Raw genomic sequence first — 16,498 nt, 5'->3', positions numbered from 1 at the left:
CGCCGCTGAGGGCCAATGCATGGCGCAGAACGAACACGTTGCCTCCGCGGACCCAGATCAGAGGGAATCGGGCAAGAGCAGCGGTGATGTATGTCGGGGGCCGGCCGAAAAATGCGCGTAGATCCAACTCGACCGGCCGCAGGCCGAGCTCAGCAAGTGCACTGAGTTCGCGCTCGACTGCGGCTTGGCGCTCGATGCACGACAGGGCGTCGATCGCGTTGGCAATCACCGCTACCTCACCTGCATCGGCGGGATTGTCCAGTAATGCCAGCATCCGCTCCGGGTGGTCACCGGTGCGGAAGGAGGAGAGATACATGCGCATCTGTGCACCGTAGCGCCGCCTGATCCGCGCTTCGGCGGGAAGGCGCTTTTCCCTGCCTGCCGAGCCAAGGTCGAGGCGGCCAGCGGAAGCAGCCCCGTTCCTGAATCCTTTCGATGTCGCCAGGCGCGGGCGGCAGGAAACCGGCTTCCGCGCCGGCTCAGACACCAGCCGCAAAGCAGCGGAGCGACTCCTCGGGACCGGGCCGCACCAAGGACACCGACGAGCTCGGAGAGCAACGGCATACGTGCCCTGATAGCCCTCGCCCCTGAAGTAGTCGCCGAGATCTTCGACGACCTTGGTCGCTTCTCCTGCCTGGATGGGCGCCCGGTATGCACCGATGATGATTGCCTGGCCCGTTTTGACGGCGACAACCCCGTCCGTGCTCAGCTTCAGGTAGATGCTGCTGCCGGTGGCTCGGACGGTGAAGTACTTGCTGCCGCCGAGGTAGAGGCCGTTGGAGCTGGTGGCGGACGGGTCGTCGAAGGCCTTCACGAGATCCGTGACCTCGGCGGCCGAGACGTCAAACCCCGAGCTGGCTGCCTATACGGCGCCGTCATGGCCGACGATGGCGGCCTCGCTGATCTTGCCTGAGCCCACAAGGTGGGTGTCCACATAACTCTGCCACGACATGCTGTCGCCCTTTCGTTGACGGTGTGCTTCCTGCACGGTGCAGGGCTACCCGATGGTGTCGGTCACAGAGCCGCCGCGACGTCCCCCAAGGGCCGCTTTAGCCTCGACCACTCGATCAGGCCAACGACGGTCGAGGCCCTCGCCGCGTCCAGACGGCCGCCGAAGGACCGCCCGCGTGGCTGATCGAGCGCGGCATCGGAAACGGCCGGCTTCCGGCCCGCGTGCACGCCGGGGACTGCTGGGACACCGGCAACCGCTGCGCCCCCGCCGACCCGGAGCAGATACGGTGCCTGCTGGCCGAGGGCGTGCCCGCCTGCATTCCACTGCCGAATCCGGTCAGCCGGCCGCGGCGGCCGAGCCTTCCCCAAACCGGGGAACGTCCCCCACGCCCACATCCAGGCGCAGCCGTTTGAAGCGGAGCGGGTGGCGCCATACTCCGCCCCGGTCCACGGCCCGATCGGCGCTGATCTCCGCCACCAGGTCGGGACGGACCAAGCGCACGTCCAGGACGTCACGGCTCCCCCACGTCGCGGCGAACGTGACGCCCTCCCACGGGTGCCTGCGTACGGCCGCCGTCAGGTGCTCCGCGACCAGGCGGGCCGCCTCCGTGCGCAACGGCACCGTGCGGCCGACCGCCCGCAGCCGGCCGTCCTGGTCGTGGCGGCCGAGGACGAGGAGCTGCGGGCGGGTGAGGGTGCCGGTGATGGCGCCGATGATCGCCTCGGTGGTGTCCCGTCGGCGGACCTTGGTCCACGCCCCCCTGTGGCCCGGCAGGTAGCGGCTGGTCAGGGGCTTGACCACGATGCCTTCGACGCCGGACACCTCCGTCCACGACTCCAGCCACGCCCGGGCCTTGGCCGCATCCGTGGTCATCGGACACAGGGTCCACGGGGATGTCAGGCCGTGGTTGGCGAACAGGGATTCCAGGCGGGCGCGGCGCTCGACGTAGGGCAGGTCGAGCAGCTCACGGCCGTCGAGCTGCAAGACGTCGAACACCACGAAAAAGGCCGGCAGCCTCGCGGCCAGCGCGGAGGCGCCGCCGGCGCGGGCGGCAGCCCGACGCTGCAACCCCTCAAACGACAGGACACCGGCCTCCACGTCCCACGCGAGGAGTTCGCCATCGAGGACCAGGCCGTCCGGGAGCTGCTCGGCAGCCGCGACGAGATCCGGGAACGCACCCTGGACCAAAGACCCGCGGCGGGTCTGGAGCAGCACCCGCCCACCCGACCCGGCCGGGGTGAACACCAGCGCCCGGTACCCGTCGAACTTCTGCTCATACGCCACCCCAGACGTGAGCGGACGAACGGGTGGCATCACCTCGGCGGCCTGCGCCAGCATCGGCTCCACCGGCGGTCTGAGCACCATCCCCGGGGCCTCCCTCGCCATCACCCCCATTCCAGAGTCGGCCAGTCCGGCGCGAAACGGTCCGGCCCGGCGGCCGCCGGGTCATCCATCCGAGGGGCGCAACGGGGCCGTCTGGGCCGCCTGGGGGCCCGTGTGCGGCACGGTGGCGGCATGCGCCGCTGGTCCCTGCCCCTGCTCCTCGCCGCACTGCTCGCGGCCTCCGGATGCGTCACCGTCCACCCCACCCCCACCCCGGCCCGCGGGAGCCTCCGCCGAGGTGCCAACGGACCCCAAGCAACCCGCCGAACCGCGCCCCGCACGGCCGGACACCGGGCTGGCACTGCCTCTCTCCCCTGCCCGAGCCCACGCCCACCGCCCCGGCCGACAGCGCTCCCGAGGCAGACCGTGCAGCCGGCGCCGACCAACCCGCCCCCGCGACCCGCGAGGCATTCAGGGAGGGCCAGCACACCGTGCCCCGCCGGACGGCCCCAGGAACGAAACGTCCCCGCCAGGCCGCCACCCCGAAGCGGGCCACGCAGCCCGCAGCAAAACCCAGAGCGAAGGCACGGCCGAAGACCCCGGCGCCGCACCGCCCGGCCCGGCCGGCGCCCGGGGCGGGGGCGGGGGCCGAAGACATGAGGGAGCTGTGCCGTGCAGCCCACGGCATCACCAGCCCTGCCATTGCCTCGCTGTGCCACCAGACATACCGCTGACCTGTGAGGACTCGCACAGGAAATCGAACACATGATGGAATAGAGGGACCCCCGCACCGAGGAGCAGTGCCATGACCTTCCCCGCCCTCGCCCCGGCTCCCGCATCGAGACCGCAGGTCGCCAGCTGGTCCCCCTCGCAGACCGGTCCATGCGCGCGGTGCGGTTCACCCTGTGCAAGGTACGGGGCCCCTGCCAACTCCTTGTGCGAGGCGTGTAAGGCCGCGCGGCGGGCGCAGTACGGGGGCTGAACCGTGTCCGTCCTGCCGCCCGACCTGCCTCGGCTGCGGACGCTGGTCATTCTGTGGAATCAGAAATGTCAAGCTTGAGATGCTTTGCCCTGCCGGACCTCAGCGATCGGCAGGAGCGTCGCGGTGGGCGGTACGTCGAGCTGCCGAGGGATCTGGCCTGACGGCGTTGGGGTGTCTGCAAGGCGGTCGAGGAGGCGGTTCAGTGCGGCCTGCCCGTCGTGGACGGCGGCCTCTTCCTCCTCTGTGAGAGGGATGGCCGCGAGCATCCTCTGAAGATTCTCCTTCGCTTCCAGGAGCTGACCCTTGCTCGATGTCTTCGGCGCGTAGAAATCGCAGCGAGCGCAAGCCATCCGGTGCGGGCACTGCTCGAAGAAGGAGTACGTGCAAAAGCCGTGTCCGAGGTCGTAGTACTGCCACGGTTCGCCATCAGCCGCCGCCCCGGACGTCACCGCATCACGGTCGACCAGGACCTCAATCGTGCGGACGTTGCGATCGAAGTATCCGGCGTCCCGATAAGCGCTGGTGAGGGTATTCGCGCTGATCTTCGCGTAATGCTGGGTGGACGACGGAGACCGATGGCCCAGCCACGCCTGGAGCTCGAAGAGCGTCATCGGTTCCTTGGCGTTGTAAAGCTGGCTCGCGATGGTCGAGCGGGCGCGATGGCTGGTGATCTTTCCACGCACGTCGGCGGCGGGAACTCCGGCCTTGCGGCACAGCATCGGAATGACGGTGTTGTTGATGTAGACGCCGGAGACCGCGCGGGCCCGGAAGGAGAACAGCAGGGTGACCGTCTCACCTGTACGCCGGTCGGTGGTCTTCGGCTGCTCCGGTCGGATGGCCTGCCAGGCGGCGATTGCGTGGCCGAGGAGGGGATCGACCGGCTTGGAGAACGCGGTTCCGGTCTTGTGTACGGGCACGTCTAGGAGGCAGACGGCGTCGCGTGCGAGGACCTGCTGCGAGTCGCTGGCGATGGCCGACCCGTCGTGCTGCCACCGAGTACAACCCACCCGCAGCCGGGCGATCTCATCGCTCCTCAGCCCGGAAAACAGCCAGGTCACAGCGACCGCTCGGACCAGCTCGACCGGATAGAAGCCGGTTTCGTTCCGGGGGACGTCCTCGGAAGTCAGGTTGAGGCCGGCCCAGATGAGCTTCGCCCAAATGTCGTCCGCGATGATGCGGGGATTGGGCCCGATCATTGCTTTGATGCTGCGGGGTGCGACGAGGGCCGTCTGCGGATCGAAGCGCCGGGGCAGCCACTCCCACTCCTGACAGTCCCGGAAGAAAGTCCTCAAAGCGCTGAGCAGGTGGGCTTTCGAGGCGGCAGCCAGGGGCTTCCCGATCCGCTCCGTCTGGTTGACGTTCCGCTCGACATAGTCGCCCACGTTCATCCGGTCAACGGCCGCGACCCAGGCAGCGCAGGTCTGCCGGGTCCATTGACCGGGGTCAGCGGCCCCTGGGCTCTCGATGGCGAGCCATCGCCCAGTCTTGAAGAGGATGGAGCGCGTGGCTCGGCGAACCTTGAGCGTGAGCGTGGAAGTCTGGTACCAGCGTTCGACCCAACGCCTCCACCCCTCGGGAACCCCGAGAGCGACGATCTGATTGTTGGCGAGGCCCACCTGCGGTGGATCGCAGTAGCCGAGCTGGGCAACGGCCCGTTGCAGCGGGTGTAGTCCCCGTAGGCCCTCCTCGGTGAGATAGGACCCGGCCCGGACACGATCAAAGAGCGCAGTGTCGAGGTGTTCAAGGTGCGGACTGCGGTTGATCAGGAACATCTGACTGGCCACGGCGGGGATGGTCGGGTCATCGCGCCTGCCGCACTTGTAGCCCCAGCCGACGAGAACACGGCGAATCCTGTCGACCTCCGCGTCCACTTGGGCCTCCCCGAAGAGACGGGCTGCCAGCGTGCGCCGGCCAAAGTACCCCAGGCGGTGGAATGCGTCGAAGTCACCAAGGAGGAAGGCGTGCGCGCACAGGAACGGGCGAACCGCCCCTTCGGCCCACGCAGGGACGCTGCGGCGGAAGGCATCGTGACTGTCACCGAGCAGGTCCAGCCACTCCTGGGACGTCCAGCTCCAGTAAGACCGGCCTGTCTGGGCGCATCGCAGCAACAGCACGGCGACGGCGTCGTTCAACCCTCGGTAGAGGTGATGCTGGGTGCGAGGCGCGATGCTGAAACTGGAGCTGACCGTATCCAGCGGTGCCAGGAGCCGCTGGATGGCGCTCCACTGTGGCGCGTGACGGTCGTAGCCGCGGCGACGTCGCAGGTTGCCCAGCCCCAGCTCATGGATCGCTCGTTGCTCCGAGGCCAGCACGAGAGGCGTCCGGTCGTACTGTTTGTCGGCAAGCGGCGAGACCCAGCGACCGTGATCACCCCCTTCGCCGCCGACGACACGTACGGGGTCACCCATGGACAACTCCGTCCGTCGTCGGCATCTGCTCACTGGTGAGCGTCTGGATGCGCCAGGCATGGATGTGCTGCATGCCCCGGTTGAGCTTGTCCGCGAGGTCACGGCCGGAGAGATGGATGTAGCGGAGTGTGGAATCGGTGTGACGATGGCCGGCGAAGGTGGCAATCGCATGCACCTCCCAGCCCATCCGCGCCAGATCCGTCAGGCAGAGATGCCGGGTTGTGTGCGTGGAGAACCGCTCGACTTCAGCTTCCAGCGCGATGCGGCGGACAACCTTTGACCAGGTCCACAAGCTCAGCGGCTGTGCGTGGTTACGGCGGGACTCCGAAAGGAACAATGGTCCGCGGGCCCGGCTGACCGTCGCCCGGTGGGCGAGGTAACTGGACAACAGCACGCCGGTCGGTGCCGAGTACGGGACCACGCGCTCCAGCCGGTTCTTGGTCGTCTCCGCCCGCACCCGGAGCGTCCGGTGCGCCGGGTCGATGTCGTCCGTCCGAAGCGAGCACAGCTCCTCCCGCCGAAGCGCAGCGTCGTAGGCCAACGCCAGCATCACGCGGTTGCGGACCGGCTCGCGCCGAGCGACGTCCAACACCCTGAGCCACTGGTCATCGCTCGGAATCCACGGCAACTTGGTCAGGCGAGGAAACAGTCCCTGCTGGAGGCCGCCGCTCCGACGCCGGCCAGGGACATAGCGACCACGCCCGACCGGATTGGACTGGCGCAGCCCCTCTTCCACAAGGAAGTCGTAGAAGAGACGGACCGCCACCAGACGCTGCTGGATCGTCGCATTCGCCAGCCCGGACCCCGAGTCGAGTGAGATGACGTTCGCCCCACGGTGGTGCGGTCGGGCAGAAAGTTCCCGCACATACACAGCCACATGGGAGCGTTTCGCGGTCACCGGGTCAATCTGCTCCCGCTCGCAGAGCAGGAGGTACTCCGCTAACCCGCGCGCATATGCGTCGATCGTTCGGGGCGCCCGTCCAAGGTCGCTCCAGGCCTGGAGCCAACTCGTTGCGTGATCATGACGGGCTAACACAGGCCACTTCCGTCCGATACTTGTGCTCTGCAAGGCGCCTCCCAGGTCCGTGGCTGCTTGGCAGACAGGATCATCCAAGCTGATTCCACGTAACTTCTACCTACCTACGCGGCGAACTCGGCCGAGCCGAGCAGGCCCTTGCCACGGCCGAAGAGCGCGAGGCCCTCGCCGCATCCCGGCGGCCGCCGAAGGAACCGCCCGCGTGGCTGATCGAGCGCGGAATCGGAGGCGGCCGGCTTCCGGCCCGCGTGCACACCGGGGAGTGCTGGGACACCGGCAACCGCTGCGCCCCCGCCACCTCCGAGCAGATACGGCGGCTGCTAACCGAGGGCGTGCCCGCGTGCATCCACTGCCGGCCCGACACCGCTCTCGGAGTGCTGGAGTGAGCGGGCACCGGCAGGGTGAAGGAATGAGCCCTGCCCCGCGTGTGGTCGTCTATCCGCCGGACGCCCAGGGCGGCCGCCGGGTGCGCTGCGACGGGGAGATCCTCGGCCGCGCCCTCGGCCCCGCCGACCTGCTGGAGTTCCTGCGGCGGGCCGGCCTGGACCCCGACGTCGTCCGCCTGGACGACCCGCTGCTCATCGAGTGGCGCGGCGGCGGGCCGGCTGTCTGGGCCCCGGACACCGGCGAGGAGTGAGCGCAGCAGCGCGGGCCACGTGGCACGGACGGGTGATCTCGTCCGGTGTCCCGTGACGCTGGGGAGCGTCTCGCGCTTGTGCGGACATGCGACGAACTGTGATCTCCACGGCCCTGCTGGCACTGGCCACGCTCCCCGCCATCGGTACCCCTGCAACGGCCGCCCCCGCGGCTGTGTCCGCCCCGGCCGAATGGAACAGCTGCGGGTACTACCAACCTCAAGCTACGCACCAAGCCGACCGCAGGGGCCCTGGCAGTCGGCATCCTGACTCCGAAGGACACGGTGCGGATCCTCAAAGAGTCCGGCCGCTTCTACCAGGTCTCTTTGGATGGCACGTCTGAGACCGGGCTCAAGGCGGGGGCTACCGGGTGGGTGACCAAGCACCTCCAGCCGCACGCCTGCATGCGGCTGGACGGTAGCTGACGGGCCCGTCATCCAGTGGGTACCGGATGCTTGGCCTTCCACTCCCGCACGACTTGGGACCGGTTCCCCCACCCGAGCAGAGTCATCACATCCAGCACTGGGCCGGCCCACCGGGGCGCTGAACCGGGGTCGGCGTCCGCCAGCTGGTGCCACAGGACGAAGGCGTTGGCGGCGGTCCGGTAGGTGACCTCCACTGGCTTCGCACCCGCCCGCCACCTGCGGTGAGCAGTGAGGACAAGGAGGCTGAGGGTCTCCGCCGGGTCTGTCCGGCGGCAGACCGTCAGCCAGGAACGCACCGTGAGCAGGTTGACGGTGTGCGGGTGCGACGCGCCGAACTCATCGGTCAGCCGCTGCTCCAGCCGGTAGGCAATCCCGATCGCCTCCGCGAGGTCCCCGGCCCCCGCGGCATCCCGTAGCCGGTCGTAGTCCACATGGAAGGGGTCGGGGAGCGGGTCCCCCCAATCCTCCCCAAGCGGCGGCACATCCGGGTAAGGCGAGTGAAGCGGAGGAACCTCGGTGCGGGCCGGCCCCGGGATCGTGGCGGCGGGCGGGTCGGGGTGGGTGGCGACGTCGAGCACGGTCCCGTCCGGGCACACGATCATGAGCCACGGGCTCGGGAAGGCCGGCTCGACTGCGCGGGCGCCAGCGGGGGCTGGCGGCGCTCACGCAGTGGGTCGAACGGGAAGGCGCCCACCGGCCCGTCCCGAGAGCCACGGCGAGGAGATCACCTTCGAGGGCGAGACGGAGACGGTGACCGTGAAACTCGGCGTATGGATCTCCCACGCCAAAAGCCGACGCGACAAACTCACCCCCGACCAGCACGCCGCCCTGCGGGAGCTGGGCGTGGACTGGGTGTGACACCTGCCGCGGCCGGTCGTTGATCCGGACGGTCAAGCAAAGTCCAACCGTGAGGCCCCGGGCGTCGTCGCCCGGGGGCTTCGTGCTGTCAGTCTCTGCCCGGACAGGGGCTCGGGCCTGCAACGCGAGGTGCAACACAGATGCCAGAGGACCTCCGTCGGGGCATCATCGCAGGTCAGGAGCGAAACGCGCGCCGTGTTGCTGGTCCGGTCAGGTGCCGTTCGCTATGAGGTAGTCGGCCAGCTTCTCGACGGTCAGTTGCGCCTCCCCGGGATTCTGCGACTCGTCGTACCGGCCGATGACGACGGCCTGCTTCGTCTTGGCGTGGATGACGCCGGTGGCACTCTTCCTGGCGACGACGCTGCGGATGTCGCCCTTGGCGCCCAGGTACCTCACTCCGACGACGACGCCGGCCGGGTAGTTCTCGGGCGTACTGCAGAGCTTGACGATCGCGGCCCTCACCGGCCAGGAAACGGAAGTTGGGGCTGGCCGCCCACATGTTGCCGTCGAACCCGATGATCGCCCCCTGCCGCACCTTTCCGGTCCCCACCAGATCGTTGTTCACAAAGTCCTGCCACGACATATGCGAGTCCTCTCGGTTGCCCTCCGCCGGTTCGGGTCCGGCGGAGGGAGGCAGCTATCAGGGCACAGCACATGATCACCTGCTGGTGCTGGTCAGGGGCAGGTGACGAGCACGATGGAGATGGCGGTGCAGGTGACGGACGCGCTGTCGTCGGCCGGGTTGGGGTCGCTAGGCGCTGAGGTGGTGCGCAGCCCGGTGGCCTTGACCGGACCCAGGGTCAGCAGGTGCAGCGGTACGCGGAAGGTTTTGTTCACGCTCGCGCCGTTGGCGATGGTCCCGTAGGTGCAGGTGACCGTGGTGGCGGCGGCGGTGCAGCCGGTGGACAAGTTCGTCGCGGAGGCGCCTGTGGGAAGTTTCGCGGTGAGGGTCGCGGAGGTGACGGCGGCGGGCCCGGTGTTGTGGGCGGTGAGGGTATAGGTCAGGTAGGGCACCAGGATGCCCAGGTGGGGTTGCGCGGCCAGGTTGACGTCGATGTCCGCGGCTGCCAGGTAGATGTACTGGCCGGCCGTGGTGACCGGGCTAGTCCCGGCGGGGGTTCGGATCCCACCGAGGGCCCGGCTCCGGGGAGAGCCTGGTGTTCTCCCATCGGTCGTTGTCGAACTTCGTCCCGCAGCCGGCGCAGACCGGCCGGGCGGCTTCGTGCTCGGCTCGCTTCTGCGCGGCCGCTCGGCGCAGCTGCTCCGGGTACTCCTCCTGCTGGGCCCGCGCCCGCTCCGCCCGGCGGGCGAGGACGGCGTCGCGGCGGCGGCGGAGCGGCTTGCTGTCGCTGCACAGCGTCACCTTCGGAAGCGGGAGTACCAGGTTCCACCGGCCTTCCTCCTCGACGACCACGCGCAGCGGGACGTGGCGCTGAAGCTCGGAGTGTGGGTCGATAACCAGTGTCGCCGGGCCGGGACGCTGGCCCCGGAGCGGGTCGAGCAGCTCTCCAAGGTCGGCATGCGATATGCCTGATGGGCGGATCGTCCCTCGGTGGCGGTGCTTGCCGACGGCGGTGGCCTTGCGGAGCCGACTCTCCCACTTGATCGGCGTTGAGCATTTTTGATGTTCATCTTGATGCTTTAGTGACTCGTTCTGCCGCGTCTGAGGTTCTCTTGTCGACCGCAGCTTCGGGTGCTTCCCGACCGATTACTGTCTCGAATTCGGAGGCCCCTGCCCGGCCGTCAACCTATGACAGGGGCTCTCCTCTCACCGTCTCGAACAAGGGAGCGCTATGTCCGTTATCCGAGAGCCTGCCGAGCGCTACATGGCTCTGAGCAGCGGTTTCGACCGTAGCATGCCCACTCTGAGGGTGGCCCAGTCCTCCAAGGTCATCGACAAATGTGTCAACGTGCAGTTGATGCCGTTTATCGCCATCGTTTTCGCGGGCGTGATCCTGATTTTCACCCCTTCGCAGGCCCCTTCGCTGCTGATGATTCTTCCCGCGCTGCTGGGATACGGCCGACGTTCCGCCTGGTCCGTGCGGCGCTCACAGTCCTGGACGGTGCCGAGTCCGGCTACGGGAGCAACGGCCTGAGGCTGGCCCACTCGCCCTACTCGTCGCGGCCTGCTGCGACGAGTAGGGCGTTTCTTCCTCCCCGTAAGGCCCAACGCCTTGGGGGCCACCGCAAAAAAAACTGGGTGGCGCGCAACCAGTTCGCCACCCCAATATGCCCACTAGGGAGCCTTATGTCACATAAAGTGATGCCGAAGATCCTTTGTCTGAACTGCAAGAGCAGGTTCTACCGCCCGAAGACGAGCGGCCGGCCCCCGAAGTACTGCGGCACTGACTGCCGTAGGGCCGCCTACCGTGCGCGGCAGAAGACCGTGCTCAGCTATTCGCAGAAGCACGATGAGGACGTCGCCAGGATCGCAAAGTCGGTCTCAGCGCGAGCGGCAGCGGCCCTGCAGCGCAGCCAGCTACCGCTTCCGGCCCGTCCGTTGGAGCTGCTCAAGGAGACCCTTCGCCTCGAACGCGACGTGGCTGACCTCAAGGCGGTCGCCGTCCGGCAGGCATCCGAGTACGGGGCCTCGTGGACGGACATCAGCCACGCGCTGTCGATGTCCGTCTCGGCCACCCGGGCCCGGTACAGCGACGAGCAGGTCGCCAAGATCCTTCACTGGCGGGCCGAGCGCGGCTCGGGACCGGGGCACCGCCCCCCGCGGCCGCGCCCCGCCCGGCCCACGTCCGGCCCCAACTCTGTAAAAGGGGAGAGCACCCTGCCCAGTCCTGCCCTGCCCGGTGACCCTGCCTACCAGCTCACCACGGCCCTCTCACACCTGCACCGCGCCTCCGGGCGCACCCAGCGGTGGCTGGCCGCAGAAATCGGCATCTCGGCGTCTCTGCTCTCGCTGATCCTGCTCGGCAAGCGGCGCCCGAAGTGGAAGGACGTCAAGGCGATGGCCGAGCTGTGCGGCGCCGACCCCGCCGACCTACGGCCCCTGTGGGAGAAGGCCCTGGGCATCCCCCCGGTCGCGCTGCCCGGCCCCGAGGACTTCCTCCAGGCTGCCTCCTCGCTCAAGTCCGCCCTGCGCGGCATGTGCATCGCGGCCGGCTCCCCCACCCCGGACGACATCTGCTTCCAGCACCTGACACTCAACCCACGCCGTGTCGCGCGTGCCCTGGTGAGCGAGCGGCCCGAGCGGGATCTGTCCGACTGGCCATTCGTCGCCGCCCTGGCCACAGCACTACGCGGACATCCAGACGACGTGCGCCCCCTGTGGCAGCGGATGATGGTCGCCTCCGCCCTCATGGCCCCACCCGACACCGAGCCGCACCCGGCCAACGACGTGGCGCAGCCAACTCGCGATACGGCCAGTACCCGCACACCCCACGAACCGAGTGCCTCCGGCACCGACCGCCCCCGTCTGCCAGACATCCTGTGGGCATCGCGCACCCGTCGCGGCGACCAGGACACCGATGCGGTCATGCGGCGCCTGGGAATCCTCGAAGCCATCAGGAGCGCCAACACGCCCGTCGGCCTGGCCGCCCTGTGCCGCTCCTGCGGCCTCCCGCCCCGCCAGACCTCCGAGGTCCTCGCCTGGCTCCGCCGCCACCACTTCATCACCACCGGCAAAGACGGCGGCCACTCCCCCGGCCCCACCCTGAACGCCGCCGCCGAAGGCCGCGACACGGTCCAGGAGTTCCTCGAGCACCTCAGCCTCAAGACCCACGGCGCGATTTACATCGGCTCCTACACCGACGGCGACATTCACGTCTCCCACGAAGCCGCCCAGCCCGGCATCCCCACCGTCCACCAGTACGTCGACTTCCGCGAGTCGGCCCACGCCAGCGCTCTCGGCAAAGCCAACCTCGCCCAGCTGGGCCGCGAGGCCCGCCTCGATCACCTCTCCCGCTACCGGCCCAAGAAGCTGACAGGTCACACGATCACCGACCCCGACAGCCTCTTCCGCGCATTCGACCTCCGGCCCCTCCAATACGACTTCAAGGAGTACTCCGACCAGGATGTCTGCGCCGCCAGCCCGCTGATACTGCCCGGCCGCACCGCCTGCATCGCCGTCGCCGTGCCGGCCACCGACCAGCGGCACCGCCTCATCCGGGCTGCCGCCACCATCAAGGGCCACGACACCACCATGGCCCTGTCCCTCACCGTCGCCCTCGCCCTCAACACCACTTCCCCCCGGGGATAGGCGGCCAGCGGTGTGCTGCCCTGGATGTCGGCGAGGGTGCCATGCAGCATGACCTGGGCCTTCGTTGCCCGAACCTCGACCAGCTGACGAGCACGGACTCGCCGGGCCGGCACGAAGTAGAGGTTCCCGTGGAAGGCGACCAGGCAGTCCTTGCCGACGTGCCGCAGCTGCCGTTCGGCCTCCAGATACGGGACCGGCGGCAGCGGCTTGAGGGCCGCGTGGTCCCTCGCGGCCCGCTCCGCGATGACCTCCCGGTGCGTCTTGTGGATCTGGGCCCGCTGCAGGGGCACCCAGGCGGTGAACGCGGCGTCCTGTCGCCCAGCACCGCAACTCACTCGTCGCCCATCACCCTGTACGCTTCTCCGCGCGCCTCCCAACAGCACAGGCGGCTGACCGCCCGTCAGGGACAGCACGACCCTCAACCGGCCGGACACAACAGAAGGCGTCCGGCCGACCGCGGGCGGCCTGCCGGGTCGTGGCGACCGAGGACGAGGAGCTGCGGGCGGCGAGGGTGCTAACAACGAACTCACCGCGCGGACCAGGCAGCTCGCCGCCCGGGCTGGCATCCCTTACACCGCGGCGCTGGCCTCCCCTGCGCACTCCGCGTACCGCGCGCCGGACGGTGGCTGGGCCCGTGGTCACGGCAGGACACGGCCTGGCACAGCCCCCGCCCCAAGTTGGACTAGACCGCCATGAGGCGGAAGGCGTGTTCCATCACGTCGTCCGCGGTGCCCGCGATCACTCGCTCCGCGCGAGCGGCGCTCTTCAGGTCCGGGGTGGCCCCACGGGCCGGACAGCGGTGCGTCGTACTCGGTGATGACGTTGCAGCCCGCCCACGTCGTGCTTCCGGACGCTGTCGCCGTTGGCGACAGACCACAACTGTTCCACGACCGACCGGAGCATCGGGGTGGTCATCTCCGCCGCCAGCATGCGCTGTGCCGTGACCAGCGCGCGGGTCAATCCACGGCCTGGTTACAGGTGACCGCCGTGACGTTTCGGCAGCCGGGGCCGTTGGGCGATGCACCGAGCCGTACCCCGGCTCCCGGGGCCCGACTTCCTTCCCCGGGAACCCGGCACCCGCTTCCAGGGAGGCGCCATGCCCCACTCCAGCCGCGTACACCAGCTCCGCCGCGCAGCGCGCTCCAGGGCCTCTGCCCGCACCGAAGCGCCAGCGTCGGCCGCCGACGTACCGTCTCCGGCCCCGGCCTCGGCCCCGACGGGGATCCCTGAGCAACAGCCGCGGTGGGCGACCCTGGAACGCAAGGAAGCACGTCTGCGCCGGGACCAACTGCGCGCCCTGGCCGCCTTGCGCCGGCAGGTCGCCCGTGACCGCCAGACGCGGGACGAGATCATTACCGACAACACGCTGATTCGGGTCGCGGTCGACTTCCTCCTGCATCACGCGGACACCCTGACGGGCGACACCGAGGAACAGCTGCTCACATCAGCTGTCACCAGCACCACCCAGCACTACAGCGCCGCCCAGCTCGCAGCCTTCACCGCACTCACTGCCCTGCAGGAATCGGAAGACCACAAGCAAGTCTTCGCCCTCTGTAACTTCATGATCAAAGCTCTCTTGCAGATCAAGAACGAGGCCTCGGCCCGCGCCACCACCGCGTAGCGGCCCAGACCTACACGATGCCCCCCTCGTCGGCTCCCCGGCAGCCCGTTCACGCACGACCACCGGAAGTAACAGGCCCCCTACTCCAGCCAGCCCGTCGGGGCCTTCGGAGCCCCGACGGGCTGAAATTGGGGGGGAGGAAGCGTCAGCGGTCGTCGCGGTGTTTCGCAGACGGGGGGAGCGTCATATCGAGCAGGGTGTCGATGGTCTTGCCGTCCAGTTCACTGTCCAGATGGAACGATCGTCGGAGCAGGCGGCCGACGTGTTCGGGTGCAAGGTCCAGGCGGGTACGGGCGATCAGCAGGATCTCGCCGAAGAGCCCCGCCGTGGCCCCCGGATTCCGCTGGATGTACCAGTCGAGTAGTTTCACCACATCGGTCCGGATGTCCCCGAGAGAGGGCTCCTTCTTGTTCCACTTCCGGGCCCTTTCCACGTCGTCGGCGAGACCTCCGACGACGGCCTCAATCAGCGTTGTGCGCAGGGCCGAGAAGAGGTTCCCGGGGCCTTCAGTGAGGGCGACTGCCGGCCACCAGGCGAGGGTCGCGGCGGTCTCCTGACTGCGCTTCTCGTCGGTTTTGGCGAACCGTCGTTTGCTGCTCTTGGTGTCCTCGTCTTCAAGACTGTCCTTGATGATCTTGGTCAGGAGGTTGTGATCGGTCACGAGGCCGCGGGGCTGGGAGCTGCCGAAGGTCGTGGTGGCGGCGAGGAGGGCTGCGGGGCCCTCGGTGCTGCGGCGTCGCTCGGCCCAGTCACGGGCAACGGGTTCCGACCAGCGCGGACCGTCGGCTGTGTGGGCCTGCGGCGGGGGCAGATCGCGCCGTCCGTGTTTCGGATCCGGAAGATCGTTCAGAGCGATATCCGCGATCCTCGCCAGCCCCGCCCGGTCCACGAGGCGGTTCGGCTCCAGCTCCGGGGCCCGCAGGTCGACGACGCACCGGTCGGGCGGCAGGGCGTCGGGCACGAGGTGGCGATGGCCGGCCCACAGGGCGAGATGGTCGCGCCAGTTGGGCAGCGGCGTCTCCGAGGCCGTGAAGTCGGCGATCTTTGTGACCTTGGCGGAAGCTGGAGTGGCGGGCTGCGCCAGGAGGTCGGCGGCGGTGATCGTGATGGCATCTCGGACCGGGCGGGGGTCGTAGTGCTCGAAGGCGCGGTCGAGGACTTGGCCTGGCCTGTGCCAGGCACTGCCGTCCCACCAGTAGCCGCCGTGGCGGTAGAGGAATCCGCTGCTCCCGTACATCCAGTGGTAGTGGAGGTCGCTCCAATCCCGATCGTGAACCAGCAGGACGGTGCGACCGTACTCAGGATGGAAGTGGACGGCCCAGGCAAACGTACGGTTCTTCGGTTCGGTGGTGAACGCCACCCAGCCGCCGTCCCGTAAGGAGTCTGTGCGGCCCCACAAACCTTCGCCCTGGTTACGTCCAGTGCGTTCGATCGCATCCGGGTTGTCCAAGGGCAGCCGCTCGTCGTTGATGAACGGCAGGCCCGGCACAGGATGATCGGTACGCAGGCCATTGGCGACCGGAAGTATCACGACGCTTCTCCCTCGCAGGATTGGGGGCCCCTTCTGGCTGATGCCGGGGGCTCCACCCATCCCTGCACACAGCAGGACCCGCCAAACCCGATCTCAAAGGGGCGACTGCGGTGACGGCCGCTCGAAGTCCCGCGGCAGTCGCCGCAGGCGTGGCTTGCACGGTCGCCCGGTTGCGGCAAGACATCGACAGCGGTCGGAGTACATGATCAAACGGAGGCCGCCCCCACGTCCGGCGAATGCCCAGGTGAGCGGCCCAGTTCGAAGGACATTCGAGTGGAGAATGAGGCGCGGTATCCCTACGCTTCGGGCTCTTGCTCGGCCCGTAGGTACCGACTCCGGATCTGGGCCTTGCGATAGGGACCGGCCCCGTCGCAGTCGTACTGCGACTCGTCGAAGGTCACCCAATACAGCAGCTCGCCCCTGAGCGCCTGGGTATGTGTGGTGGGTTCGGGTGCACCCATGGCATCGATCGTTCCAGCAAACTCGGCCTGCCAAGGGCCGTCCCAGTCCTGGTCGC

At 68.7% G+C, this 16,498-nt stretch carries 15 protein-coding genes and 4 pseudogenes; 8 read left to right on the top strand and 11 right to left on the bottom strand.

Translation table 11 applies throughout. The features are described from left to right. Positions 1-952 (bottom strand): annotated as a pseudogene (locus AMK16_RS33880) (profilin); the annotation flags it as partial. A gap of 221 nt (positions 953-1,173) precedes the next feature. Between AMK16_RS33880 and AMK16_RS38740 the strand changes: the two are divergent. Then, positions 1,174-1,365 carry a DUF6233 domain-containing protein gene (locus AMK16_RS38740; protein ID WP_443333637.1) on the top strand — a complete coding sequence of 64 codons (192 nt, stop codon included), beginning with the start codon at positions 1,174-1,176 and terminating at the stop codon, positions 1,363-1,365. On the opposite strand, the gene AMK16_RS33870 is transcribed toward AMK16_RS38740, so the two are convergent. From AMK16_RS33870 to AMK16_RS33860, 3 genes are all read right to left on the bottom strand, one after another. After that, positions 1,289-2,317, bottom strand: coding sequence for an ATP-dependent DNA ligase (locus tag AMK16_RS33870; protein ID WP_073921176.1), 1,029 nt, complete (start codon positions 2,315-2,317; stop codon positions 1,289-1,291). The genes AMK16_RS38740 and AMK16_RS33870 overlap by 77 nt on opposite strands. 1,008 nt (positions 2,318-3,325) lie before the next feature. Further along, the gene (locus tag AMK16_RS33865; protein WP_242439069.1) at positions 3,326-5,665 is read right to left on the bottom strand and encodes a tyrosine-type recombinase/integrase; all 2,340 of its coding nucleotides are present in this window, start codon (positions 5,663-5,665) and stop codon (positions 3,326-3,328) included. Then, on the bottom strand, positions 5,658-6,701 hold the full coding sequence (locus AMK16_RS33860) for a tyrosine-type recombinase/integrase (RefSeq protein ID WP_242439068.1): 1,044 nt from the start codon (positions 6,699-6,701) through the stop codon (positions 5,658-5,660). Before AMK16_RS33860 ends, AMK16_RS33865 begins: the two co-directional genes overlap by 8 nt. 248 nt (positions 6,702-6,949) lie before the next feature. Between AMK16_RS33860 and AMK16_RS37980 the strand changes: the two genes are divergently transcribed. The 3 genes from AMK16_RS37980 to AMK16_RS38735 all read left to right on the top strand — a co-directional run bounded on the left by AMK16_RS37980 (position 6,950) and on the right by AMK16_RS38735 (position 7,761). Continuing rightward, entirely contained in the window at positions 6,950-7,087 is a 138-nt protein-coding gene (locus tag AMK16_RS37980; protein WP_242439067.1) for a DUF6233 domain-containing protein, read from the top strand. 23 nt (positions 7,088-7,110) lie between these two features. After that, positions 7,111-7,338, top strand: coding sequence for a hypothetical protein (locus tag AMK16_RS33850; RefSeq protein ID WP_073921170.1), 228 nt, complete (start codon positions 7,111-7,113; stop codon positions 7,336-7,338). A 150-nt stretch (positions 7,339-7,488) separates the two neighbouring features. Continuing rightward, positions 7,489-7,761 (top strand): SH3 domain-containing protein, encoded by a 273-nt coding sequence (locus AMK16_RS38735; RefSeq protein ID WP_107417321.1) that lies wholly within the window; start codon positions 7,489-7,491, stop codon positions 7,759-7,761. A gap of 8 nt (positions 7,762-7,769) precedes the next feature. Here the strand turns inward: AMK16_RS38735 and AMK16_RS33840 are convergent, their stop codons facing one another. Beyond that, positions 7,770-8,363: a hypothetical protein gene (locus tag AMK16_RS33840; protein WP_073921169.1), complete on the bottom strand. Its 594-nt coding sequence runs from the start codon at positions 8,361-8,363 to the stop codon at positions 7,770-7,772. 41 nt (positions 8,364-8,404) lie between these two features. Here AMK16_RS33840 and AMK16_RS33835 point away from each other — a divergent pair. Continuing rightward, positions 8,405-8,619: pseudogene (locus AMK16_RS33835) on the top strand (helicase associated domain-containing protein); the annotation flags it as partial. A 210-nt stretch (positions 8,620-8,829) separates the two neighbouring features. On the opposite strand, the gene AMK16_RS36500 reads toward AMK16_RS33835, so the two are convergent. The 4 genes and pseudogenes from AMK16_RS36500 to AMK16_RS36490 form a co-directional block, all read right to left on the bottom strand. Next, the gene (locus AMK16_RS36500; protein ID WP_073921168.1) at positions 8,830-9,081 is read right to left on the bottom strand and encodes a profilin family protein; all 252 of its coding nucleotides are present in this window, start codon (positions 9,079-9,081) and stop codon (positions 8,830-8,832) included. Positions 9,082-9,136: 55 nt separating this feature from the next. After that, positions 9,137-9,202, bottom strand: a pseudogene (locus AMK16_RS38730) (hypothetical protein); the annotation flags it as partial. A 92-nt stretch (positions 9,203-9,294) separates the two neighbouring features. Further along, positions 9,295-9,633 (bottom strand): DUF11 domain-containing protein, encoded by a 339-nt coding sequence (locus tag AMK16_RS33820; protein ID WP_242439066.1) that lies wholly within the window; start codon positions 9,631-9,633, stop codon positions 9,295-9,297. Positions 9,634-9,721: 88 nt separating this feature from the next. After that, entirely contained in the window at positions 9,722-10,033 is a 312-nt protein-coding gene (locus AMK16_RS36490) for a hypothetical protein (RefSeq protein WP_158071285.1), read from the bottom strand. Between the two features lie 457 nt (positions 10,034-10,490). On the opposite strand from AMK16_RS36490, the gene AMK16_RS36485 reads away from it, so the two are divergent. Both AMK16_RS36485 and AMK16_RS33805 read left to right on the top strand, forming a co-directional pair. Beyond that, the gene (locus tag AMK16_RS36485) at positions 10,491-10,715 is read left to right on the top strand and encodes a hypothetical protein (RefSeq protein ID WP_158071284.1); all 225 of its coding nucleotides are present in this window, start codon (positions 10,491-10,493) and stop codon (positions 10,713-10,715) included. 167 nt (positions 10,716-10,882) lie between these two features. Then, positions 10,883-12,829 (top strand): helix-turn-helix domain-containing protein, encoded by a 1,947-nt coding sequence (locus AMK16_RS33805; protein WP_158071283.1) that lies wholly within the window; start codon positions 10,883-10,885, stop codon positions 12,827-12,829. 56 nt (positions 12,830-12,885) lie between these two features. On the opposite strand, the pseudogene AMK16_RS38725 reads toward AMK16_RS33805, so the two are convergent. Next, positions 12,886-13,395, bottom strand: a pseudogene (locus AMK16_RS38725) (Mu transposase domain-containing protein); the annotation flags it as partial. A 530-nt stretch (positions 13,396-13,925) separates the two neighbouring features. Here AMK16_RS38725 and AMK16_RS36855 point away from each other — a divergent pair. Continuing rightward, positions 13,926-14,450 carry a hypothetical protein gene (locus AMK16_RS36855; RefSeq protein WP_073921164.1) on the top strand — a complete coding sequence of 175 codons (525 nt, stop codon included), beginning with the start codon at positions 13,926-13,928 and terminating at the stop codon, positions 14,448-14,450. A 145-nt stretch (positions 14,451-14,595) separates the two neighbouring features. Here AMK16_RS36855 and AMK16_RS33790 read toward each other — a convergent pair whose 3' ends face one another. Next, positions 14,596-16,041, bottom strand: a complete 1,446-nt coding sequence (locus tag AMK16_RS33790; protein WP_242439065.1) for a hypothetical protein — start codon at positions 16,039-16,041, stop codon at positions 14,596-14,598. Positions 16,042-16,498: the final 457 nt, after the last annotated feature.

This window comes from Streptomyces sp. CB00455 (assembly GCF_001905445.1).
Classification (GTDB): domain Bacteria; phylum Actinomycetota; class Actinomycetes; order Streptomycetales; family Streptomycetaceae; genus Streptomyces.
This window is presented reverse-complemented; position numbering and strand designations above follow the sequence as displayed.